General features: G+C 61.0%; 21 protein-coding genes and 1 tRNA gene. 7 read left to right on the top strand and 15 right to left on the bottom strand.

Annotated features, from left to right (window positions below):
* Window positions 1–3 precede the first annotated feature (3 nt).
* The 6 genes from KUA11_RS04400 to KUA11_RS04375 form a co-directional block, all read right to left on the bottom strand.
* On the bottom strand, window positions 4–1,269 hold the full coding sequence (locus KUA11_RS04400; RefSeq protein WP_217409138.1) for a cation:proton antiporter: 1,266 nt from the start codon (window positions 1,267–1,269) through the stop codon (window positions 4–6).
* A gap of 115 nt (window positions 1,270–1,384) precedes the next feature.
* Window positions 1,385–3,205, bottom strand: coding sequence for a single-stranded-DNA-specific exonuclease RecJ (gene recJ, locus KUA11_RS04395; RefSeq protein WP_217409137.1), 1,821 nt, complete (start codon window positions 3,203–3,205; stop codon window positions 1,385–1,387).
* Window positions 3,206–3,224: 19 nt separating this feature from the next.
* Window positions 3,225–4,223 carry a class II fructose-bisphosphatase gene (gene glpX, locus KUA11_RS04390; RefSeq protein WP_217409136.1) on the bottom strand — a complete coding sequence of 333 codons (999 nt, stop codon included), beginning with the start codon at window positions 4,221–4,223 and terminating at the stop codon, window positions 3,225–3,227.
* Between the two features lie 102 nt (window positions 4,224–4,325).
* Window positions 4,326–5,648 carry a homoserine dehydrogenase gene (locus KUA11_RS04385; protein ID WP_217409135.1) on the bottom strand — a complete coding sequence of 441 codons (1,323 nt, stop codon included), beginning with the start codon at window positions 5,646–5,648 and terminating at the stop codon, window positions 4,326–4,328.
* Window positions 5,645–6,886 carry an LL-diaminopimelate aminotransferase gene (locus tag KUA11_RS04380; RefSeq protein ID WP_166312868.1) on the bottom strand — a complete coding sequence of 414 codons (1,242 nt, stop codon included), beginning with the start codon at window positions 6,884–6,886 and terminating at the stop codon, window positions 5,645–5,647. Before KUA11_RS04380 ends, KUA11_RS04385 begins: the two co-directional genes overlap by 4 nt.
* 104 nt (window positions 6,887–6,990) lie before the next feature.
* On the bottom strand, window positions 6,991–8,241 hold the full coding sequence (locus KUA11_RS04375) for a multidrug effflux MFS transporter (protein ID WP_254454643.1): 1,251 nt from the start codon (window positions 8,239–8,241) through the stop codon (window positions 6,991–6,993).
* Between the two features lie 71 nt (window positions 8,242–8,312).
* Here KUA11_RS04375 and KUA11_RS04370 point away from each other — a divergent pair, with 71 nt between their 5' ends.
* Both KUA11_RS04370 and KUA11_RS04365 read left to right on the top strand, forming a co-directional pair.
* Window positions 8,313–9,266, top strand: a complete 954-nt coding sequence (locus KUA11_RS04370; RefSeq protein ID WP_217409134.1) for an SPFH domain-containing protein — start codon at window positions 8,313–8,315, stop codon at window positions 9,264–9,266.
* Between the two features lie 139 nt (window positions 9,267–9,405).
* Window positions 9,406–10,170, top strand: coding sequence for a glucose 1-dehydrogenase (locus KUA11_RS04365; RefSeq protein ID WP_217409133.1), 765 nt, complete (start codon window positions 9,406–9,408; stop codon window positions 10,168–10,170).
* A 42-nt stretch (window positions 10,171–10,212) separates the two neighbouring features.
* Here KUA11_RS04365 and KUA11_RS04360 read toward each other — a convergent pair whose 3' ends face one another.
* The 4 genes from KUA11_RS04360 to KUA11_RS04345 all read right to left on the bottom strand — a co-directional run bounded on the left by KUA11_RS04360 (window position 10,213) and on the right by KUA11_RS04345 (window position 14,075).
* Window positions 10,213–11,004, bottom strand: a complete 792-nt coding sequence (locus KUA11_RS04360; protein ID WP_217409132.1) for an alpha/beta fold hydrolase — start codon at window positions 11,002–11,004, stop codon at window positions 10,213–10,215.
* 27 nt (window positions 11,005–11,031) lie between these two features.
* The gene (locus tag KUA11_RS04355; protein WP_254454642.1) at window positions 11,032–12,045 is read right to left on the bottom strand and encodes an NAD(P)H-quinone oxidoreductase; all 1,014 of its coding nucleotides are present in this window, start codon (window positions 12,043–12,045) and stop codon (window positions 11,032–11,034) included.
* Window positions 12,046–12,144: 99 nt separating this feature from the next.
* Complete coding sequence (locus KUA11_RS04350) at window positions 12,145–13,233, bottom strand: branched-chain amino acid aminotransferase (protein ID WP_217409131.1); 1,089 nt, start codon at window positions 13,231–13,233, stop codon at window positions 12,145–12,147.
* 128 nt (window positions 13,234–13,361) lie between these two features.
* The gene (locus KUA11_RS04345) at window positions 13,362–14,075 is read right to left on the bottom strand and encodes an HAD hydrolase-like protein (protein WP_217409130.1); all 714 of its coding nucleotides are present in this window, start codon (window positions 14,073–14,075) and stop codon (window positions 13,362–13,364) included.
* A 260-nt stretch (window positions 14,076–14,335) separates the two neighbouring features.
* Between KUA11_RS04345 and radC the strand changes: the two genes are divergently transcribed.
* Window positions 14,336–15,046 (top strand): RadC family protein, encoded by a 711-nt coding sequence (radC, locus tag KUA11_RS04340; RefSeq protein WP_368040917.1) that lies wholly within the window; start codon window positions 14,336–14,338, stop codon window positions 15,044–15,046.
* A gap of 10 nt (window positions 15,047–15,056) precedes the next feature.
* Here the strand turns inward: radC and KUA11_RS04335 are convergent, their stop codons facing one another.
* Window positions 15,057–15,935 carry a universal stress protein gene (locus tag KUA11_RS04335; RefSeq protein ID WP_217409129.1) on the bottom strand — a complete coding sequence of 293 codons (879 nt, stop codon included), beginning with the start codon at window positions 15,933–15,935 and terminating at the stop codon, window positions 15,057–15,059.
* 192 nt (window positions 15,936–16,127) lie between these two features.
* Between KUA11_RS04335 and KUA11_RS04330 the strand changes: the two genes are divergently transcribed.
* Window positions 16,128–16,541, top strand: a complete 414-nt coding sequence (locus KUA11_RS04330; protein WP_408744144.1) for an NUDIX hydrolase — start codon at window positions 16,128–16,130, stop codon at window positions 16,539–16,541.
* On the opposite strand, the gene pdxH is transcribed toward KUA11_RS04330, so the two are convergent.
* The gene (pdxH, locus tag KUA11_RS04325) at window positions 16,532–17,158 is read right to left on the bottom strand and encodes a pyridoxamine 5'-phosphate oxidase (RefSeq protein ID WP_217409226.1); all 627 of its coding nucleotides are present in this window, start codon (window positions 17,156–17,158) and stop codon (window positions 16,532–16,534) included. The genes KUA11_RS04330 and pdxH overlap by 10 nt on opposite strands.
* A 122-nt stretch (window positions 17,159–17,280) precedes the next feature.
* On the opposite strand from pdxH, the gene fabI reads away from it, so the two are divergent.
* The 3 genes from fabI to KUA11_RS04310 all read left to right on the top strand — a co-directional run bounded on the left by fabI (window position 17,281) and on the right by KUA11_RS04310 (window position 20,542).
* Window positions 17,281–18,117 (top strand): enoyl-ACP reductase FabI, encoded by an 837-nt coding sequence (fabI, locus tag KUA11_RS04320; RefSeq protein ID WP_217409127.1) that lies wholly within the window; start codon window positions 17,281–17,283, stop codon window positions 18,115–18,117.
* A gap of 20 nt (window positions 18,118–18,137) precedes the next feature.
* On the top strand, window positions 18,138–19,214 hold the full coding sequence (gene aroC, locus KUA11_RS04315; protein WP_217409126.1) for a chorismate synthase: 1,077 nt from the start codon (window positions 18,138–18,140) through the stop codon (window positions 19,212–19,214).
* A 95-nt stretch (window positions 19,215–19,309) separates the two neighbouring features.
* Window positions 19,310–20,542 carry an acyl-CoA dehydrogenase family protein gene (locus tag KUA11_RS04310; RefSeq protein WP_217409125.1) on the top strand — a complete coding sequence of 411 codons (1,233 nt, stop codon included), beginning with the start codon at window positions 19,310–19,312 and terminating at the stop codon, window positions 20,540–20,542.
* A gap of 20 nt (window positions 20,543–20,562) precedes the next feature.
* On the opposite strand, the gene KUA11_RS04305 is transcribed toward KUA11_RS04310, so the two are convergent.
* The 3 genes from KUA11_RS04305 to KUA11_RS04295 form a co-directional block, all read right to left on the bottom strand.
* Window positions 20,563–20,637, bottom strand: a tRNA-Met gene (locus KUA11_RS04305).
* Window positions 20,638–20,729: 92 nt separating this feature from the next.
* Complete coding sequence (locus KUA11_RS04300; protein ID WP_217409124.1) at window positions 20,730–22,157, bottom strand: APC family permease; 1,428 nt, start codon at window positions 22,155–22,157, stop codon at window positions 20,730–20,732.
* 164 nt (window positions 22,158–22,321) lie between these two features.
* A complete protein-coding gene (locus KUA11_RS04295) occupies window positions 22,322–23,191 on the bottom strand; it encodes an undecaprenyl-diphosphate phosphatase (RefSeq protein WP_217409123.1) in 870 nt (289 codons plus the stop codon).
* Window positions 23,192–23,371 lie beyond the last annotated feature (180 nt).

The following is a 23,371-nucleotide window of genomic DNA, read 5'->3' as shown; positions in this document are numbered from 1 at the left end:
CTGTCACGCCTGATTCCCGAGTTCGGGATAGAGGTAATGCACCACGCGTTCCATCGTGAGCCCTTGGGCGAAGATCGTGAATACGACAACCCCATAACAGATTGGCAGAAGCGTATTGCGCAAGGCTCCTTCGGGAAGGCTGAGGGCTAGTGCCACAGAAATACCCCCCCGCAATCCTCCCCATGTCAGAATACTGAGCAGCCGTCCGCGATCTTTTCCCGGATGGAGATGCATCGGCACGGTCGAGAGGAAAACGCTCAGACCGCGTGCCAGCACAGCCAGAGGGATGATGGCCAGTGTCAGGATGCAGTTCGACCATGTTGGTGTAATCGCGAAGATGACCAGCCCGATGAGGAGAAAGAGGAGAGCATTGAAGACTTCATCGATCAGGGTCCAGAACGTCTGAAGTTCTTCTCGGGAATGGCCGGCAATATAGGTGCGGCCGCGGACAGAGCCGAGACTCATGCCGGCCGCCACGACCGCAATGGGACCAGACATGCCCAGCGTATGCGCCAGTCCATATGTGCCGGTGGCGAGCGCCAGCGATGCCAGAAGATGGATATGGGCGTCATCGACGGTGCGCACGATCTGGAGCATCAGCCAGCCGGTCATGATCCCCAGCACGATGCCGCCACCCGCTTCGTGCAGAAACCCCATGAACACGTCACCGGGCGTGACTGTGGCGGTTTCGCCCGTCGCGACCCCGATCGCCAATGTGAAAATGACAATCCCCACACCATCATTGAACAGACTTTCTCCCGCAAAGATCGCCTGAAGATGCGGCGGAAGCCCCAGTCTGCGCAGCATGCCCACCACTGAGACGGGATCGGTGGGAGCCAGTATCGCGCCGAGAAGAATGCACCATGAAATCGGCACATGGACGCCCAGAACGGGAAAAATCAGCCACGCGGCGAAAGCGAGAAGGAGCACGGCCAGCACGGTGCCCAGGATAGCGAGCGCCACGATAGAAAACTTGCGCCGTATCAGGTGATCCAGATCCACCTGCATCGCGCCTGCAAACAGCAGGATCGCCAGAGCACCGTCGAGAAGCCACGACGGCAGATTGATGGTGTCGAGAATCTCGCGTGGAATGCTCAGAAATGCCTGATGCGGGGTCAGTGCGTTGAGGCCCATCACCAGTCCAGAGGTGACAAGGGTGAACAGCAGCACGCCGATGGTCAGCGGCAGTTTCAGCGTTTTCTGGTTGATGACGGCAAAAAGAGTGGCAAGGGTGAGAAGGACACCGACAAGCCCGAGCATGGTTGGCATGGTTTACGCTCCAGAATCAGGCCTCTGTCTATCAGACAGCATGGGCCGATCGTCGCTGTTCGGGCATGACAAAAAATGTCCCCGTCAGGAAATAGCGTCTTGGAGAAGGGATCGTTCAGAGTGTTGCGAGATCACGGATAAAGAATGTCGTCGTCTCACGACCCTGCCATGTGTCGGTGCGCAACCAGCCTGCGACATGCAGCGTCGGGCGTGAGAGATCTTCCAGCACATCAAGAATGGCATCGTCCTTGATGTTGAACATGATCGCGCCGATCTTGCGGTTGCCTTCACCCGAAAGCGCAAGGCGAATGGAGCGCTTATTCGCGCCGATGCGAAAAAACCGGTCCACTTTCACTCGCTCGACGGCGAGCAACGGCTCTTCGTTATGCTGGCCGAACGGTGCAAGAATAGCCAGCGCGGTAGCCAGTTCGGGCGTGCAGGCGCTTGGTGGCAGTACGGCGTCAATGGGCAGTTCCGGTTTGCGCGGCCGTTCGGCCGCCTGCGCAAGCCGACCATTGAGAAAGCTGTGAAACGCTGAAAGATTGTCTTTTGGCAGCGTGAAACCGCAGGCCGCCATATGACCGCCGGACGCTATGAGCAGGCCGTGTTCCTTGGCAGCAATGACGGCGGCTCCGACATCGAGACCGGGAACGGAGCGGCCCGACCCTTTGAGCGTGCCATTTTCGTCCTCGCTCGCCACGAAAGCGGGGCGATTGAATTCTTCCTTGATACGGCTGGCGACAATGCCCACGACGCCCGGATGCCAGTCACGGCTGGACACGAGCAGCGCCGGATTGCCGTCATCGAACTGCCTGCGGGCCTGTTCCATGGCGGCATCAAGAATATCGGCCTCCACGTCCTGCCGCTTGCGGTTGACGTCATTGAGGCGTTCGGCCATCTGCCGCGCTTCCAGATACTCCTGTGCCGTAAGCAGGCGCAGACCCAGATCGGCCTCCGCGATGCGCCCACCGGCATTGATGCGAGGACCGAGCGCGAAGCCGCAGGTGAAGGCGTTGGGCGTCTCACCCACGCTGGCCACTTCCATTAGCGTGCGCAGCCCCAGCCGTGCGCGCTTGTTCATCACCCGCAATCCCTGATGCACAAACGCACGGTTGAGGTCACGCAGGGGCATGACGTCACAGATCGTGGCAAGGGCGACGAGGTCGAGGCAGGCCATCAGGTCTGGCTCAGGGCGGTCATTGAACCATCCCTTCTGCCGCAGGGCGCGGGTAGCGGCGACGAGCGTGAGGAAGGTGAGGGCGGCGGCGCAGAGATGCCCCATCCCGGACGCGCAATCCGGCTGGTTCGGATTGACCACGGCCAGCACGTCGGGAAGCGTCAGTTCGGCCTTGTGGTGATCGATGACGATCACATCCGCGCGGTCCTTAAGGCAGGCGAGGATGGAAGCGGCCGCCGTACCGCAGTCAAGGCAGGCCACGAGGGATGCACCTCGTTCCGCCAGTGCGCACAGGGCCGTCTCGTTCGGGCCATAGCCTTCGCGGATGCGATCGGGGATATGGGTGTGAACGGTGCAGCCGAGATCGCGCAGCCATGTGGCGAGAAGGGCTGACGAGCACGCCCCATCGACGTCATAATCACCGAAGACGCCGACTGTCTCGCTGTTTTCCACAGCCAGCGCCAGCCGGGCGGCGGCGGCGTCCATACCATGCAGCGTGGAGGGATCGGGCAAGAAGTTGCGCAGGCGCGGTTCAACGAAAGCTTGTGCCGTATCGGGACGGAGACCCCGCATGGCCATGATACGGCCCACAATCTCGGGCACACCACAAATCTGGGCGATAGCGCTTCCCAGACGCAGCGTGGCGGGGCTATCCGCCCCGTCGCGCCAGACCCATCGATGCCCGAACAGACTGCATTCCACGCCAAGAACGGCTTCATCTGACGTGGTGGCGTCATCCATCGGGAGTGTCTCGGACATCGATATAGTCAACTGAGGCTCAGTTGGGGCTCCAGGTCTTGCGGTTGAAGTTGTGATACCCCTCGATGAAGCGGAGTGTTCCAGACTTGGAACGCATGACCAGCGAGTGTGTCACGGCGCGCTGGGGTGGCAGACGCTTGATGCCTTCGAGCAGGAAGCCCGAGGTCACGCCGGTTGCGGAGAACAGCACGTCACCAGCGGCCAGATCGGTCAGACCGAGCTTGCGATCCGGCTGCTTGCCGGGGTTCATCTTCTGGGCGCGCTCGCGCTGGGCATCGTCCTCAAACATCAGACGTGCCTGCATCTGACCGCCCATGCAGCGAATGGCGGCAGCGGCCAGTACACCTTCCGGCGCACCGCCTGAACCGGCGTAGATGTCCACTGACGAGCTTTCCAGACAGGCGGCAATGCCTGCGGCCACATCGCCGTCCGAGATCAGGCGCACACGGGCTCCCGCTTCGCGTGTCTTGGCGATGAGTTCCGCGTGACGCTCACGATCGAGCGCGCACAGCGTGATGTCGCCAATGTCGCATTTGCGGGCTTTGGCGAGATTACGGATGTTGGCGTCAATGGCAGCGTCAATGTCCACCACGCCCTCGGGCAGACCTGAGCCAACAATGATCTTGTCCATGTACACGTCCGGGGCGTGCAGGAAATTGCCGCGCTCGGCCAGCGCCACGACGGTGATGGCGTTGGGCATGTCCTTGGCACACAGATTGGTGCCTTCCAGCGGATCGACGGCGATGTCCATGGCGGGGCCGCCTGCGCCGACCTTCTCGCCGATATAGAGCATCGGCGCTTCGTCCATCTCGCCTTCGCCGATGACGACCGTGCCGTCGATGGCCACCGTGTCGAATGCCTTGCGCATCGCCTCGACGGCGGCGCCGTCCGCATCGTTCTTCTTGCCGCGGCCCGTCCAGTGAGCGGAAGCGAGAGCGGCGGCTTCCGTCACGCGCACCAGTTCAAGCGCCAGATTGCGGTCGGAGTAGAACAGTTCTTCGTTGGAAGCGGTCGGCATGAGCAACGTCTCCGGCAGGGTGACGCGGCGCGCTTCCTGCGGGCCGCGAAAAGTTAACGATGCACCGCCCTTTCGATCAGGTCGAGAGGGCGGGCACGCAGATCAGAACGTCTCGATACGGATCAGCACCGGTTCGGCCGAGACGACATCGAGTGCCGCGATGCGCTGACGGGCGGCCTGCATGGCCCGTTCTTCCGTCGGATGCGTAACCAGCACGAGCGGCACATCATCTCCACTGCGAGCGGACGGATGCTGGATCATGCGGCTCAGCGACACGCCGCAATCGCGCAGGATGGCGGTGATGTCGGCAATCACGCCCGCGCGGTCTGTCACGCTCAGGCGCAGATAGAACGCACCGTGCCATTCATCGGCGGGACGGCTGCGAACAGCGGTTACGTCCGTCTCGTAGGTGCCCCAGACCGGAATGGTCTTGCCGCGCGCGATGTCGATGATGTCGGCGGCAACCGCCGTGGCGGTCGGCCCTGCACCTGCACCACGTCCCTCGATCATCAGGCGTCCAACGAACGCGCCTTCCGCGATGACGGCATTGAACACACCATCCACCTGCGCGATCGGCGCCGTCTCCGGGACGAGGCAGGGAGCCACGCGGGCATCGATGCCACGCTCGGACTGACGGGCAAGGCCAAGCAGTTTGATCCGGTAGCCCAGCGTGCGGGCAAAGCCGAGATCGAGAGCGCCAATGCTGCGGATGCCCTCGACATGCACGCTGTCGAATTCGACGGGTTTGCCGAACGCCAGCGCAGCGAGGATCGCCAATTTATGGGCCGCGTCAAAGCCATCCACATCGGTGGTCGGGTTGGCTTCGGCATAGCCCAGATCCTGCGCTTCCTTGAGCACGTCCGCGAAATCGCGACCCGTCTCACGCATGGCGGTGAGGATGTAGTTGCAGGTGCCGTTGAGGATGCCGCCGATGGAGAGAATGCGGTCCGCCGCTAGCCCCTCACGCACGGTCTTGATGGCAGGGATGCCCCCGGCTACGGCGGCTTCGAAGAGCAGCGGCGCGTTGTGGGCGGCGCTCAGGCGGCTGAGGCGTTCGCCATGCAGCGCGAGGAGAGCCTTGTTAGCCGTGACCACGGGCTTGCCGGCGGTCAGCGCGGCTTCGACCAGTTCGCGGGCCTTGCCTTCCGCGCCACCGATCAGTTCCACCACGACATCGACATCCGGATCGCTGGCGAGGTCGATGGCGTCGGCGTGCCAGCTCAGGGCGCTCAGGTCGATGCCGCGATCGCGCGTGCGGTCACGCGCGGCAACGGCTGTGATCTGGATCGGACGTCCGGCCCGTGCCGTAATCAGGTCCGCGTTGTCACGCAGAAGGATGGCAAGCCCGGCTCCAACGGTGCCGAGCCCCGCGACACCGAGGCGCAACGGATGTTTGGATGCGGCTTCTTCCTTGGACGAAGTCACGACGCGGTATCCTCCAGAACTGACGGTTTGCCTGCTGTCGCAGGGGTAGGGGCTGTGACGCCGTGAGCGGACAGGAAGCCTTTGATGGCGCGTGTCGCCTGACGCAGGCGCTGGGTGTTCTCAACCAGACCGATGCGCACAAAACCTTCACCGTGTTCGCCGAACCCAAGACCCGGTGCTACGGCGACGCCTGCTTCCTGAAGCAGGAGCTTGGAAAAGGCGACGCTGCCCATGTCACGGAACTTTTCCGGAATGGGCGCCCAGGCGAACATGGAACCTTCAGGCGTGGGCACATCCCAGCCTGCGGCGTGCAGACCACGCAGCAGCACGTCGCGGCGGTCCTTGTACATGGCGCGGATTTCGGCCACGCAGTCCTGCGGGCCACTCAGCGCTGCGACGGCGGCAACCTGAATCGGCGTGAATGCGCCATAGTCCAGATAGGACTTGATGCGCGTAAGAGCGGAAATCAGGCGCGGATTGCCAGCGGCGAAACCCATGCGCCAGCCCGCCATGGAATAGGTCTTGGAGAGCGAGGTGAACTCGACGGCGATATCCTTCGCACCCTCGACAGCGAGAATGGAGGGGGGCACCAGATCGCCAAAATAGATCTCGGCGTAGGCAAGATCGGAAAGGATAAAAATCTCTTCCCGACGGCAGAAGGCGACCAGTTCCTTGTAGAAATCGAGGTCCGCCAGATAGGCCGTGGGGTTGGAAGGGAAATTGACGATCAGCGCCGTGGGTTTGGGCACGGAGTGGCGCACGGCGCGTTCCAGCGCGCGCAGCATCTCGTCATCCGGATAGGCCGGGATGGAGCGCACGGACGCGCCCGCGATAATGAAGCCGAACTGATGAATGGGATAGGACGGGTTCGGGACAAGAATGGTGTCGCCGGGGCTGGTGATGGCAGAGGCCAGATTGGCGAGGCCTTCCTTGGAGCCAAGAGTGGCGATCACTTCCGTCTCGGGATCGAGCTTCACGTCGAAACGGCGCTCGTAATAACCCGCCAGCGCACGGCGCAGACCGGGAATGCCACGGCTGACGGAATAGCGATGGCTGCGTGGATCGGCCACGGTTTCCACCAGCTTTTTCACGATGTGCGGCGGTGTGGGCGTGTCCGGGTTGCCCATGCCGAGATCGATGATGTCCTCGCCCCGGGCTCGGGCCGCTGCCTTGGCCTTGTTGACCTCCGCGAAGACATAGGGCGGGAGGCGACGGATGCGATGGAACTCTTCGGTCATGGCCGGACTGTCCTGCTGGCTCTTGTGGAGCTTCTTGCCGGAATGGCGGGGTTCAAACGTATAGGAAGCGGGGGCAGGAGTGGCAAGGTCGCGCGAGCCGATGCTCAGGCCGGGATTGCCCCTCTCCGACGCCTGCACAGGACAGCCGCGCGCCGCAGCGCAAACTGCGAGATGAGGGTGGCTGTCACCAGAACAATGGCTACGCCCAATGCTGTTGAGTGACCCGGTCCAGCGGCCAGTGTCGTGCACAGTGCGCCGATCCCCATCTGGGCGCTGCCATACAATCCGGAAGCCGAGCCCGCGACATGGGGATTGATGCTGATGGCTTCCGTCATGGCGGCAGGAGAGGTCAGGCCCGCGCCGATGGTAAAGATCATCATGCAGAACATAATGGGCAATGCGGAGAGATGGCCGCTCACCGCCAGTGCGAGGAACCCTGAGGCTCCAAGAAGACTGAGGAGATTGGCGCGGACCATGATCGTGGTGCCCTCCACCCGCGCGGCAATGCGGCTCAGGAGCATGTTGCCCAGCCATATACCGGCAAGAAGCGCCACCAGTGCCCAGCCCGTAACGGAGGGCGGTTGATGCAGTTCATTGGCGAAGATGAACGGAGCGGCGGCCACGAACGCATACATGGACGTCGTGGCGCAGCCACCGCCCAACGCGCAGAGAAAAAATGCGGGCGAACGCAGCAGGGCGATGTAATCACGCAGGACCGACGCACCTGAGCCTCGGCGGCCCGGACCATCCGTTTCGGGCAGGTGCGTGCGGGTGAGAAAAAGATTGAACGCCCCCATCAGCGCCATGGCCAGCAGGACGGAGCGCCAGCCGAAGACGTGGGTCATGAAGGTGCCCACGAGCGGGGCGAGACCGGGGCCGATGACCACCATCAGATTCATCAGGGCCAGCTTGCGCGCGACTTCGTTGGTGGTGGACGTGTCGCGCACAATGGCGCGGGCCAGCACAAGCCCGGCACATCCCCCCAATGCCTGTAGCAGGCGGGCGGTCAGAAGAAGCGGCACGGTGGGCGCGAAGGCGGCCAGAAAACCTGCCAGCGTGTAGAGGCTCAGGCCAACTGTCAGCACAGGCTTGCGCCCGAAGCGGTCGGAAAAGGGGCCGTAAATCAGTTGCCCGACGGCAAGCCCCGCGATGTAGAGACTGATTGCCGCCTGCATCGTCGCGGGAGATGTGTCCATTTCCTGTGCCGCGGCAGGGAGTGCGGGCACAAAGATATGCATGGCCAGAGTGCCGCTCAGCGTGATGAGAGCGAGCAACCACAGAGGTGGCGTTTTCATGCGGCGCGAGCCCGATGCGCCGGTAGTGGAAAGAAAATCATGGGTTACAGGATCGGGCATTGTTCCGCGGTAGGCAACTTGCTGTGTCGCCCGACTGTTTCATGAGCGGTGCGCTGGAAAAGGAAAGAACAATGGAAAAAGAGACTCCCAGAATGGGAACGGCGGAAAAGCCAGCGCACGCAGTGTCGGGTTTTTTCGGTATCCCATTGGTGTTGCTGCTTGCCTTCCTGGCCGTTGGGAGCATTGGCGCTTCCAGCCGATTGGGCGATGCGCCGCAGCAGACCCTTTTTCTGGTGACAGGGGGCGTATGCGGTCTGGGCGCTTTTTTTCTGCTGCGCGGCTTTCTCACGCTTCAGCCCAATGAATCGGCGGTTCTTACGTTCTTTGGCCGTTATTCAGGCACGCTCACACGGGACGGTTTCTGGCTGGTCAATCCTTTTTCAGTGCGCAGGCGCGTTTCACGGCGTCTTGTGTCGCAGGAAATCGGGCCGCTGAAAGTCAACGATGCGGCGGGCAATCCGGTCGAGATCGGCATGGTGCTGACATGGCATGTGGCGGAAGCCTCGCGCGCCGTGTTCGATGTGGAAAGTTATCCTGTTTATGTCTCGGCTCAGGGCGAGACGGCGCTGCGCAGTCTGGCGAACAGTCATCCTTACGATGAAGAGGAGTATCGTCAGGCTCTGTCCGTCAGGCAGGGCGTTGACACTCGGATTGCACAGGACATGCTTTCCTTGCGCGATGGTGGTGATCGTCTGACAGCAGCGCTGCTGGCGGATCTGCGGGATCGGATGGGACTGGCGGGTCTGATCGTGGCGGACGCCCGTCTGTCGCATCTGGCCTATTCTCCTGAAATCGCGGGAGCGATGCTGCGCAAGCAGGCGGCCAGTGCCGTGATCGCCGCGCGGCGGACCATTACATCGGGCGCGGTGGATATCGTGGAGCAGGCGTTGACGGAGCTTGAAGGACGGCTGGGGAGTGTGCTGGACGCTGACCGCAAGGCAGCGATGGTGTCCAATCTTCTTGTTGTGCTTGTAGGTGACCGGGAGGTGGCGCCGGTGATCAATACGGGGGTGCGGCAGCCGTAACCTGCACCGGAGATTGAGAAAACATGACCGAAGAAAAAGAATAATTTCATAAAAAGGATGTCGTTCGCTTGACCGATATCATGGAAGCCTGTGCGGCGCGCGCGTTTGCTGCGCGGGTATCAGGATCAGGAGAACGACCATGGCACGAGTAGCAGGCAAGGTTGCGATCATAAGCGGCTCGGCAGGAGGCATCGGCAAGGCAACGGCCGTGCTTCTGGCGAAGGAAGGCGCGTCCGTCGTCATTGGGGACGTGAACGAGGAAGAGGGCCGCAAGACGGTTGCGGAAATCGAGGCAGCGGGTGGAAAAGCCTTGTTCGTGCCTCTGGATGTGCGCAAGGAGGCGGCTTGGATAGCGGCTATCGACGCGACACTCAAAGCGTTCGGTAAGCTCGATATTGCGGTGAACAATGCGGGTATCGCTCATCCGGGCACGGTGGAAAGTGCTACACTTGAGGATTGGCATCTCGTGCAATCCATCAATCTGGACGGCGTCTTTCTCGGCACGAAGCATGCCATTGAGGGCATGAAGAAAAACGGCACGAAAGGGTCGATCGTCAATCTTTCGTCCATTGAAGGTCTGATCGGTGATCCGACGCTTGCGGCGTATAACGCCAGCAAGGGCGGCGTGCGTATCTTCACAAAATCAGCGGCGCTGCATTGCGCAAAATCCGGCTACGGTATTCGCGTGAACTCGGTGCATCCGGGCTATATCTGGACACCGATGGTTCAGGGACTGACAGCGGAAGATGTCGCTGCTCGTCAGAAACTGGTGGATCTGCACCCAATTGGACATCTGGGCGAGCCGGACGACATTGCCTATGGCATTCTCTATTTGGCATCCGATGAGTCGAAATTCATGACCGGTAGCGAACTGGTCATTGACGGTGGCTATACCGCACAGTGAAAAATGGAGCGGGAAGCTGGGTCTTTCCGCTCCATCTTGTCCTTACGACTCAATGAATCCGGACAGCACGGCCTGAAACTGCGCCGGCTGCTCGGCGTGAACCCAGTGCCCTGCGTTCTTGATGGTCGTCAGTCGGTAATGGGGGAAAAGCCGCTTCATCTCGGGATAGTTTTCGGGCTGGATATAGTGCGAGCGTTCCCCCGCCACGAACAGCGTGGGGCCGTCATAGGTCATGCCGGCAGGGGTGGATGGCCAGCCCACGATGTCCGGCATGGCGGCGGCAATCTCGTGAATGCCGATGGTCCAGTGCGGGTGATCGCCGAGTTCGATGTTCTGCATCATCAGATTGCGCACTTCGGGCTCTGAAATTACTTCTGCCAGAAGGGCATCCGCGCTGGCACGTGTCAGATGCTCGGGAAAGGGCAGGGCGGCCAGACGCGCCGCCAGATCGTATCCTTGCGAAAAGCCCCCCTCGCCGGGTGCGATGTCGGCCACCAGCAGTTTCGCCACCCGGTCGGGATGATGCAGCGCCAGCATCATGGCGGTCTTGCCACCCATCGAGTGGCCGACAACGATGGCGTTTTCCACATTGAGATGGGTCAGCGTCTCAAAGACGTCCTCGGCCATTATGGGGTAGCTCATCGGCCCGTGTGGGCTGTCGCCATGATTTCGCAGATCCATCGCCAGTGTGCGGCGCGACTGCGCGAGCCGACGCTGGAAGAAGCCGAAATTACGTGCCCGCCCAAACAGACCGTGCAGGAACACGACGGGAGGAAGGGAAGACGCGTCCGTGTCCGGTGCATCCGGTCCACGGTTTATGACATTGAGAAGCATGGTCTGGAAGAGTTCCGTTTTCTTCGATCAGGAATGGACGAGAATGATTTTTCCGCTGTGGCTCCCGTCTTCCATCATCCTGTGAGCTTCCACTACCTCTTCCAGCGGGAAGGTGGCGTGAATGACCGGCGCAAGATGACCGTCATCGAGGAGCGGCCAGACATATTCGTGCAATTCCCGTGCGACGTTCGCCTTGTAGGCTGTGTTGCGTGGCCGAAGCGTGGTGCCCGTGATGTGCAGACGGCGCGTCATGATGCGTGCCAGTCCGACTTCGGTGGCTTTCGCACCGCCTTGCAGCGCAATGATGACGAGCCGTCCGTCCACGGCCAGCGCCTTGAGATTTCGCTCGAAATAGGGGCCGCCCATGATGTCGAGGATGACATTCACACCCTTGCCATCCGTGTGCTCGCGTACCTTTTCCACGAAATCGTCCGTGCGGTAGTTGATGGCAACGGCCCCCAGCTTTTCGCACAGGGCGCATTTCTCGGCATCGCCGGCGGTCGCCAGCGGGACTGCGCCCATGGCACGGGCAATCTGGATGGCTGTCGTGCCGATGCCCCCCGCACCACCGTGAATGAGGACGGTCTCGCCCTTTTGCAGATGCGCGGTCGTGAACAGGTTGGACCAGACGGTGAAGAAGGTTTCCGGCAGGGCGGCCGCCCGCACGGCGTCGTAACCTTTGGGCCACGGAAGGCACTGCACGGCAGGAACCGCGCAGTAATCGGCATAACCGCCACCATTGGCCAGCGCGCAGACCTTGGTGCCAAGGGGTGGCAGCGTCACGCCATCTAGAGCCGGACCGTGTGCGACGACTTCGCCCGCGATCTCGAGCCCGAGCAACGGACTGGCACCCGGTGGAGGCGGATAAAGCCCCTTGCGTTGCATGATGTCGGGCCGGTTGACGCCGCTGGCCTGAACCCGGACCAGCACTTCTCCTGCGGCCGGGACTGGTAGAGAGACTTCACCGAGTTTCATGACTTCGGGAGAGCCGGGCTCGTCCACGAGGACGGCCGTCATTGTGTCTGGCAGGGTGATGCTCATGGGGTCGGACCTGTCCGGTTGCCTGCGATATCGTGTTCAACGCAGGCTAGGCCGGTCCGATCCCCAAGGCCAATAACAGCTCCTTTACGAGAGCATGTCTCAGACGACGCGATGTTCCCATCCGCGCGTGTCTTTCACGCGCCCGCGCTGCACACCGATCAACGTCTCACGCAGGCTCATGGCCACCGGTCCCGGCGCTTGCGGGATTTTGACTTCACCGGTCTTGGTGCGGACAGCCCCGATGGGCGAGATGGCGGCTGCCGTGCCACAGGCAAAGGTTTCGGTCAGACGACCGGATTTTGCGTCCGCCAGCCACTGGTCAACGGTGTAGGGCTCCTCACGCACCGTCATGCCTTTTTCGCGGGCGATGGTGAGAATGGAATCGCGCGTGATACCGGGCAGAATGGTGCCGGTCAGGGCGGGGGTGCTGATGGACCCGTCATCGAACACGAAGAAGATGTTCATGCCGCCCATTTCTTCGATGTAGCGGTGATTGACCGCGTCAAGGAACACAACCTGATCGCAGCCGTTTTCCTTGGCTTCGGCCTGTGCCAGCAGGGAAGCGGCGTAGTTGCCGCCACACTTGGCAGCGCCCGTGCCGCCGGGGGCTGCGCGTGTGTAGGTCTCCGACACCCAGACTGTGACGGCGCCAGAGCTGAAATAGGCGCCGACAGGTGCTGCGATCACAAGGAACAGGTATTCCGAGGCGGGCTTCACGCCGAGAAACGCATCATTGGCGAACATGAAGGGCCGGATGTAGAGGCTCGCGTTCTCGCCTTCGGGTACCCAGTCGCGGTCGGCTTTTACCAGTTCGTCCACGGCGCGGATGAACAGCTTTTCCGGCAGCGGTGGCATGGCCATGCGCTCTGCGGAGGAACGGAAGCGTCGGGCGTTGGCGTCGGGGCGGAAGATGGCAATACCATCGTCGGACGTGCGGAACGCTTTCATGCCCTCGAAGATTTCCTGCGCGTAGTGCAGTACGGCGGCCGAAGGATCGAGCGTGAGCGGGCCGCGCGGCATCACCTGCGCGTCGTGCCAGCCTTGACCTTCCTTGTAGCGGATCATGACCATGTGGTCTGTGGACACACGCCCGAACGCCGGATTGGCGATGAGTTCCGCGCGCCGCTCGGGGGATGTCGGGTTGGGATGCGCAAGGATCTTGAATTCGAGGTCTTCGGCGCTGCTCACGGCCTGTGTCTCCTGCCTCTGTCCGGCTTCGATGGGTGTGGGCCTTGCGGCCTTGTGTTGCGCACTTGACCGGAAATTGCCCGCGCGGGCAATCCGGAAGCTGTGCAATCCTGCTCGTGGTCGTTCTTTTAGGCCTGCGTCGCGTGCACATGGCGCATCGCCGCATGGAACTGGGCCGTCACCAGCATGGGCAACTGGTCGGGCGTTGCGGCAATAGCTTCGGGGGCGGCCTCAAGCATTTCACCTGCGCCGCTGTAGCCCCATGCCACACCGATGGCGCGGATGTTGTTTGCGTGCGCGCCGGAGATATCGAAGCGCCGGTCTCCGATCATCACGGCATGATGCGTTTCGATCTTATGATCGCGCAGAGCGGAGGCGATCAGTTCGGGCTTTTCCGCGCCGCTGTCGTCGGGCTGCGCGCCATAGATCTCGCGGAAACGCTCCACCAGCCCGTGGCGCTCCAAAATGCTTCGGGCCAATGCTTTCGGTTTGGACGTGGCAATATAAAGCGTGGCGCCGGCAGCACGTAATGTGTCGAGCACCTCGCGCATGCCTTCGAATACAGGCGTTTGTAGCTTGCCTGTCGTTTCATAGAGCTGACGATACCGCTCCATCGCCTCATCGCAGCGCGTGTCATCATAATAACGGAGGATTTCCCCGATCAGGTCACGCAATGGCGGCCCAACCACCCAGTTGAGGTCATGCTCAGGGTCGGGATCATGCCCCATATCGCGCAGAACCTGATGGATCGTGGCGATGATGCCGGTGCGGGAGTTGATGATCGTGCCATCGAGATCGAAAAGCACGGAGGCGCCGCCAAGCGGACTTGCGGGAAGTGTCATGACGACATGTTGCCCGGCTTTGCGAAAATCCGTCAATGCGAGGAGCGGCAGCGCAGTTTGCCGATGACGAGGCCTTTCATGGCTGAAGAGAAAGCGCTTTATCCGGAAGTAAAATATGTCTCTAAGTAATATAAATAATAAATTGTATTATTATTGATACTATGAGCTTTTTATAAGCTATTTTGATGTTCATTAGACTATATGCGCAAAGAAATGATGATATTGGGCAACGTAACGATCCCCATCATGTGATGTAGTACGTGACCCGTTCCGCATCCCAGACCGCGTCTGCAATCCAGATTCCCCGGCCCCAACCAACGCGGGCATTGAACGATCGCAGCGAGTCCCGGGAGGCGATGCCGCAGGATGACCGGGAGTCGTTGATCCGGTTGATCCGCCTCGCCATGCCGCGGAATGAACAACCGGCCATCCTTGCCGAAAACCTTTTGGAACGTTTTGGCTCGTTCCCATCCGTTCTGGCGGCTCCCACTCAGGCATTGCGGTCCGTCATGGGGGTGGGACCGCACATGCTTTCCGCTCTGAAAGTGTTTCGGGAGGCGGCGGTGCGTTTGCAGCGGGCTTCTCTTGAGGATTGTGAGGTTCTTCTCCACCGCGACCAACTGCACATCTATCTCGCGGCCGTGCTGGCGCGGGAAGTGATCGAGCAGTTCCACATTCTCTTCCTGGATGGTGAAGGGCGTCTGATTGCCGATGAATCGCAGGCACGTGGAACGGTCAACCATACACCGGTCTATCCGCGTGAAGTGGTGCGCAGGGCGTTGGAACTGGAAGCGACAGCGCTCATTCTCGTCCACAATCACCCAAGCGGCGATCCCACCCCGTCACGCGACGATGTAGAAATGACGAAGCAGGTGGCCGCTGCTGCAAGTGTGTTTGGGATCGTGGTGCGCGATCATATCATTGTTGGTAACGGCAAGTGGCTGAGCTTTGCCGATACCAACAGGATGTGAAGACAGACCGTCAGCGGCTCATCAGCACAGGCAGAGTGCTGTTCTCGAGAATATGGCGCGTGACACCGCCGAGAATGAGCTGCCGCAGACGGGAATGGGAGTAAGCGCCCATCGCGAGCATATCCGCGCCAAAATCCTGACAGGCGGCGAGCAACCCGCGTCCAATGTCGCGATCGATTGCGGAAAACTCGACGCGATCCGCCGCGATGCCGTGCATCGAGAGATAGTCCACGACTTCGCGGGCATCGGGTCCACGCCGCTGGTAGTCGTTGCAGTGCAGCACGCGCACCCGTTCCGCAGTACTGGCCCATGCCAGCACACCGCGTAGGGCAGACGCGGCTTCCGCCGTTCCATTCCAGCCGATGCATACGCGTTTGACCATATGACGCATGGGTTCACGCGGCGCGATGACAGCCGGGCGGCCGCTGTCGAACAGAACGGCGTGCAGGGCTTCAGACGAGGACACGTCATCGCCTGTGTCAGGATGTGGGACGAGCGTGAAGTCCGAAAGACGCGCATGCCACGGGACGATTTCGTGCTCCGGACCTTGGAACATGTTGAAGCTCATGCTCGGGCGACCCTGAGGGAACGGAATGCGTGGTGGCACCACTTCGATATCGGGTGTTCTGGCGCCAAAAGATTCAAAAGCCTGTTGAATCTCACGAGACAGCCGATTGCCCTCGCGCTCGGCGGAAGCGATCAGTTCTTCCACCATGCCCCCGGTCAACCCTTCTCCTGCAAGCGGGGCGATGTCGCGCCCGTCGGAGCGGACATGCAGGACCGCGAGATGAGCCTGAAAACGCCGTGCAAAGTTTGCCCCCAATACAAAAGCGGCCTCAATGTTGCGAAGGCCACTGATGGGGAGAAGAATTTTGCTCACCTGTTTCATTTTTTTATTCTCCTGAGCAGTCAGTGTGAGGGCAGGTGGGGGACGGACTTTTCCCCGATGGACCTTCAACGCCGGAAAGGGACATTGGTTACATGCCCAGTCCGCATCTTGTGCGAAATCGTCGCATGATCGAATGATCGAAGTCATGCGTGATCGCTTGCTGCGAGCCGCATCGAAAGGGAGTGCATGACAGTGAGTGAAGCTCGGGTGGGATGTGGCGCTGCCATCATTGAGAGGGGCCGCGTTTTATTGCTCAGACGCAAGCGGCCACCGGAAGAAGGATGCTGGGGGTTGCCGGGCGGCAAGGTCGATCCATTCGAGACATTACCTGCTGCCGTGCGCCGTGAGGTTGCCGAGGAACTCGGCCTCGACATTTCACCCCACTATCTGCTGTGCGTGGTGGACCAGATCGATCGTGAACAAGGGACGCATTGGGTTGCGCCGGTCTATCTTGTTACGGCTTTTGAGGGAGAGCCGCGCCTGATGGAACCTCACAAACACGCGGCATTTGGCTGGTTCCCGCTGGACGCCTTGCCTCAGCCACTTACGGAGGCGACCCGCGTCGCCATCCGTGCGCTGGAAGCTCGGGAACATGCTCAGGGATAAAGGCGCGTGACCTCCCACGCGGCCTTGCCGTGGTTTACCCAGATGGCCCGGTCATGCAGGCGATAGGGGCGCTCCTGCCAGAACTCGAAGCGCTCGGGACGCAGACAGAAACCTGACCAGTCGGCGGGGCGTGGCACGGGCTTGCCTTCATAGCGTTCTTCCACCTCATGGATGCGGCGCTCGAACGTTTCACGATCAGGCAGGGGACGGGACTGATCGGAGGCGATGGCGCCGATCTGCGAGAGGCGACGGCGTGTGGCGAAATAGGCATCCGCTTCGGCTGTCGTCACGGGCGCCACGGTCCCTTCGATGCGGATCTGACGCCGCAAGCTTTTCCAATGAAACAGCAGGGCTGCGACCGGTGTCGCTTCCAGTTCACGCCCTTTGCGGCTTTCCAAGTTGGTGTAGAATCGGAAGCCGTCGCGGTCGAATCCCTTTAGCAGGATGATGCGTGCCGAAGGCCGTCCTTCCGGAGAGACGGTGGCGAGGGTCATGGCATTGGGATCGGATAGTTCCGAGGCTTCGGCGTCCTGCATCCATTTCGTGAAGAGATCGAACGGATCGGAAGAAAGGTCGATCAGGGGCAGGGTGTCCACATTCGGCTCAGTGGCGGCCATGGCGTGTCTCCGTTCGACATGATGCGTGAGGGGATTCTCGGTCACGCGGACTTGTTCCCGCGCGCTGGTTGTGCAACGACCCGTGCCATCTTGTCACCATTCCAGCCAGTCGAGGTTTTTCGATGACCGAGCATACCACCGCTCCCGCAACCGGTAACCTGATGCGCGGGAAAAGGGGGCTCGTGATGGGGGTCGCCAATGACCGGTCCATCGCATGGTCCATCGCGCAGGCGGTTGCGGCACAGGGTGGTGAACTGGCCTTCACTTATCAGGGTGAGGCACTTGGTAAGCGGGTTTTGCCGCTGGCCGAGAGCATTGGCTCCAAACTGGTTCTGCCGTGCGATGTGGCGGATGATGCTGCCATCGACGAGACTTTTTCCGTGCTGGAAAAGGAGTGGGGCACCCTCGACTTCGTGGTGCATGCCATCGGCTGGGCTGACAAGAAGTATTTGCGTGGACGCTACGTGGACACGCCGCGCGAAGCGTTCCTCACCGCGATGGATATCTCCTGTTATTCCTTCACGGCCGTCGCCCGGCGCGCAGCCGCCATGATGAAGAATGGCGGTTCGCTTCTGACCCTGTCCTATCTCGGGGCCGAGCGTGTCATGCCGCATTACAACGTCATGGGTGTGGCCAAGGCGGCCCTGGAGGCTTCCGTGCGGTACATGGCGGCCGATCTGGGCCGTGACGGTATCCGTGTGAACGCCATTTCGGCTGGCCCCATCAAGACACTGGCGGCCAGCGGTATCGGTGACTTCCGCTATATCCTCAAGTGGAACCAGTACAATTCACCGCTGGAGCGCAATGTGGCGCTTGAAGAAGTTGGGGGCGCCGGCCTTTATATGGTGTCTGACCTGTCGCGTGGCGTGACGGGTGAGGTGCATCATGTGGACAGCGGTTATCACATCGTGGGCATGAAAAATCCGCTTGCGCCCGATATCTCGGTCGCGGGCGAGTAAGCAGCGGGGAGCGGTCGGGGATGTCCTACAACACCTTCGGGCACATGTTCCGCGTGACGACCTGGGGCGAGAGCCACGGTCCGGCCATCGGCTGCGTGGTGGATGGCTGCCCGCCACGGCTCGCACTGAGCGAACAGGACATTCAGCCGTTTCTTGAGCGCCGTCGTCCCGGTCAGTCTTCTTTCACCACGCAGCGGCGTGAGCCGGACATGGTGCGCATCTGTTCGGGTGTGTTCGAGGGGATGACGACGGGCACGCCCATCTCGCTCATTATCGAGAACACCGACCAGCGTTCGCGTGACTACGGCGAGATCGCCCAGACGTTCCGTCCCGGTCACGCCGATCTAGCGTATCAGAGCAAATATGGCATTCGCGACTATCGTGGTGGAGGTCGTTCGTCCGCGCGTGAAACCGCCATGCGTGTGGCAGCGGGTGCTGTGGCCCGCCGAGTGCTGGGTGATGGCGTGCGCATCCGTGGCGCTCTTGTGCAGATCGGTCAGCATGAAATCGACCGCAACCGCTGGAATTGGGACGAGGTGGGGCAGAACCCGTTCTTCGCCCCCGATCCGGAAATCGTTCCTGTGTGGGAAGAGTATCTCGGCGCCATTCGCAAGGCGGGTTCGTCCGTGGGTGCTGTGATCGAAGTGGTGGCCGAAGGCGTGCCCTCCGGATTGGGGGCGCCGATTTACGGCAAACTGGATGCGGACCTTGCGGGCGCGTTGATGAGCATCAACGCCGTCAAAGCCGTGGAGATCGGGGACGGCTTCGCAACAGCCGCCTATACCGGTCCGGAAAATGCGGACGCCATGCACATGCATGATGGACAGGTCATGTTCGAGAGCAATCACGCGGGCGGCATTCTTGGAGGCATCTCCACCGGACAGCCGATTGTGGCGCGATTTGCCGTCAAGCCGACCAGTTCCATGCTTATTCCCGTGCCATCCGTCAGCCTTGCGGGCGAGGATGTACAGGTCGTCACCAAAGGGCGTCACGACCCCTGTGTGGGCATTCGTGCTGTACCGGTGGGAGAGGCGATGATGGCCTGTGTGCTGGCCGATCATCTGCTGCGGCACCGCGGGCAGGTTGGAGACTTCTGAGAGTCGTCCTCCGTTAAGCGCTCCACGCGTCTTGTGTCCTGCGACGATGTGCCCCCATCATTGGCGCTCATTGTGGCGTGAGGGGAGCGAAAAGAATGAAACAGCACGACAATGATCTGCCGGATCGGTTGGGGTGTCTGCTTCCGTCTTTTCCTGTTTCTGAACAGCACAAATCCGCAATGGAGACGTTTAGGCGCGTCATCCGTGAGGATATTGCGCCTATGGCCGCCGAGAACGATCGGCAGGGACGTTATCCACGACAGTCCATTGCCGCTCTGAAAGCGGCGGATTTTCTCAGGGTGCCTGTACCTGTGGCGCATGGCGGCCTGGGCTTTTCACAGGCTCTTTCCCAACATTTGATGTTTGAACTGGGCAGGGCCGATCCCGCTGTCGCGCAGATATACAAAGTGCATGACGACCTGACACGCGAACTGCTCGATGTGGGGTCGGAGCGCTTTTGCGCCGCATTGGTGAAGGCCGTTTGTGAAGACCGGGCCATCATAGGGGCCGCTATTGCCGAGAATGGACGCAGTGTCGATCAGTTTGGGCAGGTGACGGCCGCGCCAGATGGGGAGGGAGGGTATGTCCTCAACGGACGCAAGATTTATGCAACTGGAGCCGCTGGGGCGGATCTGATTCTTGTGGCGTCTTTCGATCTTGGACAGCAGGCCATGCGGTTGGATCTAGTGCCGGCTGGAACGCCGGGCATGACGATCGGGCAGGACTGGGATCGTCTCGGGCAGCGCGCCACGGATTCCGGCAGCGTGACATTTGAGAACCTGCGCACACACCCAAACTGGAGCGCGCTGGCACCGGGACGAATGCCGCCCGTTCATGGTTCTCTGCGCTACCAGAATGGGTTTTCCATGATCCTGCTGGGTATTGGTGCAGGTGCACTGAATGCTGCGAATGATTTTGTAGTGACCACAAGCCGGCCTTGGCCTTCCGCCCAGGTGGAGCGGGCTAGTGACGATCTTCTGGTTCGGCGGTTGTTTGGAGAAATCGGCGCCGATTTGGCGGCGGCCTGTGCTCTGGGGCGAAATGCAGCGGAACTTCTGGATGCCTTCGAACGAGCGGAGGTGTCGCGCACCGATGTTGCGATGTCTGTCTATGCAGCCCGGTCCAGCGCCACACGGTCTGCATTGCGTGCGACGTCCGACCTCATGTCCGTTCTGGGGGCGAGAGTGACCGATGCACGGGTGGGATTCGACCGGTACTGGCGCGATGCCCGCACGTTGTCTCTGCATGATCCGGTGGAATGGAAGCACGAGGAAATCGGCCGGCATCTACTCACGGGATGGGAGCCGCCACCGGGACTGTATCAGTAACGTTGGAAAGAACCGGCGGATGGTAGCGGTGGACGGATTTGAACCGCCGACCAAGGGATTATGATTCCCCTGCTCTACCGCTGAGCTACACCGCCATCGCGCCGGTGAGCGGGGAAATAGCTTTCCGGCGGAGGCGCGTCAAGCGGGTGGGCGCATTTTGCCGTGGAAGACGTGAGAAAACAGCTCTCTAGGCATGGCGGCTTCCGAAAAACCGGAAGATTCCGGCCCCACAGCCCAGGTAAACGAGAAGCAGAATCGCAGAGATCGGGTTTCCGGTGAACAGACCGAGGAGCATATCCGAGACGAGCGGAAAAACCATAACCATCGAGAAGAAGATGCCCAGCGTGGGTATGATCCCGATGGTCATGCCTTTGATCCGGACGCTGGCGGACGGCATGCGGAAAGGCCGGGGCGCGTCCGGGCGACGGTTACGATCTATGATGGCGGTCAGATTGACGGCAGCGAACGCTGTTGCCGTGCCGAGACTGACCAGATCGCTGATGATGTCGATGGGCAGGAGAGCTGTCGCAAGCGCCACGATCGTACCGAGAACGAGCGTGCCGTGCGTGGGGGTGCGGTAGCGCGGATGGAGCGTGCAGAAGAAGGCCGGTAGAAGCCGGTCACGCGCCATGGTAAAGAAAATCCGGCTTTGCCCATAAAGCAGTCCGAACACCACGGAACACAGGCCGATCACGGCTCCAAGCTTGACCAGCAGCGCCAGCGACGGCCAGCCGATGGCATCGACCGCCAGCGCCAGCGGATCGGCCACGTCGAGCGTACGCCATGGCACCACGCCCATCAGCACCAATGCCACGCACAGATAGACCACCGTGGACAGGATGAGGGAGACGATGATGCCAATCGGCACGTCGCGCTTGGGGTTGCGAGCTTCGGGAGAGGCGGTCGAGACGACCTCGAAGCCGACATAGGCAAAGAAAATCACGGAAGCAGCCCGGAAGATACCGGGCACGCCATAACGGAATCCTCCTTCATAGGGTGGGATGAAGGGGTGCCAGAGGGCCGGGTGGATGGCGGGAATACCCACTGCCACGAACACGAACAGGACGCCCACTTTAAGCAGGACGATGGCTGTGTTGATCCGCGCGGATTCCTGCACGCCCAGCATGAGAAGGAACGTCACGAGCAACACACAGGCGGCGCCAATCAGATCGAGGCGTGGGGCGAACGTGACGTGCATCGTGCTGGCGGATGTCACTGTCTGGAGCATGGTTGTGTGCAGCCAACCCGGCACCATCACGCCGAAGTCCGCCAGCAGGCTCGTCGCATAGCCGGAGAAACCCGCGGCGACGCCCGAGCATGAGATTCCGTATTCGAGGAGTAGGAGCCAGCCGACCCACCATGCGCCTGCCCGCCCGAAGGAGAGGCGCGCGTAACCATAGGCCGAGCCGGAAACGGGCATGGCGGCTGCCAGTTCGCCATAGGAAAAGGCTGTGAACAGGCAGGCAAGTCCCGCGAGCATGAAGGACAGCACAATGGCCGGACCGGCGTAATTGGCCGCTGCGGTGCCGGTCATTACGTAGATACCAGCACCAATCGTGGAGCCGACACCCAGCATGGTCAGTTGTATTGGTCCAAGTGTGCGTCGCAGCGTCATGTCACCGGAGGCTTCCCCAATCTCTCTATTGGCGGGAGCGGCGGGTGGAGTGTGGATAATTCTTGCCTCCTCCGGGCGACTGTCCGTGTCTGTTTCATTCGCAAATGGCGCGACCGCGCCGTTTGTCCGACAGACAGGACGGATGACCGTTGCAGAGCCGGGCGTCAGTGAACGCCGTGCAGCACTGCGAACGAGCCAATGCCCATCAGGATGCAGTAAATCGCGAAAGGCGCGAGCGCCCAGTTATCGTGGTTGCGGAAGTAACGCATCAGGACAGCCGTGCAGATCAGGGCCGTGATTCCGGAGACGACGGCTGCAATCAGTCCGATATGAATCTGCTCGGACGTGACGGTCATATGCCGCATTTTGAAAAGCTGGTGAGCGGTGGCCGCCAGAATGACCGGTTCGGCCATCAGGAACGAGAAGCGTGCCGCCACATCATGATGCAGTCCACGCAGCAGGCCACCGGCGATGGTCGCACCCGAGCGCGAAATGCCCGGAAAGAGGGCCAGACACTGGAAAGAGCCGATCACCAAAGCGTCCTGTGCGGAGAGACTGGCAATGGGGCGATCAGCGGCTTCGTTTATGGAGGCCGCCTTGGTCGGGAGATGTGAGCGCAGGCGTTCTACCGTTAGCAGCATCAGGCCGTTGACCACCAACAGACCGGCCACAGGTAACGGCGAACCAAAGAGGTGACGCAGAAGATGCTCGAACAGTCCTCCCACGATAATGGCCGGGATGGTGGCGATGACGAGCAGAAAAAGGATGCGCAGGCTTTCAAGCCGGTAGCGATTGCCGTGACGTCCGAACAGTCCACTGAAAATGGCGGCCCAGTCGCGCCAGAAGAACACGAAAAGGGCAACGGATGTGCCCAGATGCAGCATGACGAGAAACGGCAGAAACGTCTCGTCGCTTTCATTGAAAGGCCAGTGGAGCAGGGCCGGAAGAAGTACGGCATGGCCGAGACTGCTGACAGGAAAGAGTTCCGTCGCCCCCTGAAGGATGGCGATGACCAAAGCCTGCAACAGCGTCATGTGCAAAAACCTGTTTGTTGCGTGCATGCGTGACGATGATCGTTGCAGGCACGGTAATGACGATAGGGAGTCGAACGACTTAAAAGTTGTATTAACGTGGGCTACGGAAAAACGATACCAGCCTCCACGCATTTCCTCGGCTTGACGTCCTGTCGCCCTCCGCCATTAGTGCGTGGAGAA

The sequence above is a fragment of the Acetobacter estunensis genome, assembly GCF_019083805.1.
Lineage (GTDB): Bacteria > Pseudomonadota > Alphaproteobacteria > Acetobacterales > Acetobacteraceae > Acetobacter > Acetobacter estunensis_A.
Note: the sequence above shows the minus strand (reverse complement) of the source record. Positions and strands in the feature narration are given on the sequence as shown.

What these genes read in the sequence shown, in the direction of transcription:
- recJ (WP_217409137.1), bottom strand. Translation starts at nt 3,205, where the DNA reads ATGTCCGAGACACTCCCGATGGATGACGCCACCACGTCAGATGAAGCC.
- KUA11_RS04355 (WP_254454642.1), bottom strand. Translation starts at nt 12,045, where the DNA reads ATGAGCATCACCCTGCCAGACACAATGACGGCCGTCCTCGTGGACGAG.
- fabI (WP_217409127.1), top strand. Translation starts at nt 17,281, where the DNA reads ATGACCGAGCATACCACCGCTCCCGCAACCGGTAACCTGATGCGCGGG.
- KUA11_RS04370 (WP_217409134.1), top strand. Translation starts at nt 8,313, where the DNA reads ATGGAAAAAGAGACTCCCAGAATGGGAACGGCGGAAAAGCCAGCGCAC.
- KUA11_RS04300 (WP_217409124.1), bottom strand. Translation starts at nt 22,157, where the DNA reads ATGACGCTGCGACGCACACTTGGACCAATACAACTGACCATGCTGGGT.
- aroC (WP_217409126.1), top strand. Translation starts at nt 18,138, where the DNA reads ATGTCCTACAACACCTTCGGGCACATGTTCCGCGTGACGACCTGGGGC.
- KUA11_RS04295 (WP_217409123.1), bottom strand. Translation starts at nt 23,191, where the DNA reads ATGACGCTGTTGCAGGCTTTGGTCATCGCCATCCTTCAGGGGGCGACG.
- KUA11_RS04375 (WP_254454643.1), bottom strand. Translation starts at nt 8,241, where the DNA reads ATGCCCGATCCTGTAACCCATGATTTTCTTTCCACTACCGGCGCATCG.
- pdxH (WP_217409226.1), bottom strand. Translation starts at nt 17,158, where the DNA reads ATGGCCGCCACTGAGCCGAATGTGGACACCCTGCCCCTGATCGACCTT.
- glpX (WP_217409136.1), bottom strand. Translation starts at nt 4,223, where the DNA reads ATGCCGACCGCTTCCAACGAAGAACTGTTCTACTCCGACCGCAATCTG.
- KUA11_RS04400 (WP_217409138.1), bottom strand. Translation starts at nt 1,269, where the DNA reads ATGCCAACCATGCTCGGGCTTGTCGGTGTCCTTCTCACCCTTGCCACT.
- KUA11_RS04310 (WP_217409125.1), top strand. Translation starts at nt 19,310, where the DNA reads ATGAAACAGCACGACAATGATCTGCCGGATCGGTTGGGGTGTCTGCTT.
- KUA11_RS04335 (WP_217409129.1), bottom strand. Translation starts at nt 15,935, where the DNA reads ATGAAACAGGTGAGCAAAATTCTTCTCCCCATCAGTGGCCTTCGCAAC.
- KUA11_RS04360 (WP_217409132.1), bottom strand. Translation starts at nt 11,004, where the DNA reads ATGCTTCTCAATGTCATAAACCGTGGACCGGATGCACCGGACACGGAC.
- KUA11_RS04380 (WP_166312868.1), bottom strand. Translation starts at nt 6,886, where the DNA reads ATGACCGAAGAGTTCCATCGCATCCGTCGCCTCCCGCCCTATGTCTTC.
- KUA11_RS04345 (WP_217409130.1), bottom strand. Translation starts at nt 14,075, where the DNA reads ATGACACTTCCCGCAAGTCCGCTTGGCGGCGCCTCCGTGCTTTTCGAT.
- KUA11_RS04365 (WP_217409133.1), top strand. Translation starts at nt 9,406, where the DNA reads ATGGCACGAGTAGCAGGCAAGGTTGCGATCATAAGCGGCTCGGCAGGA.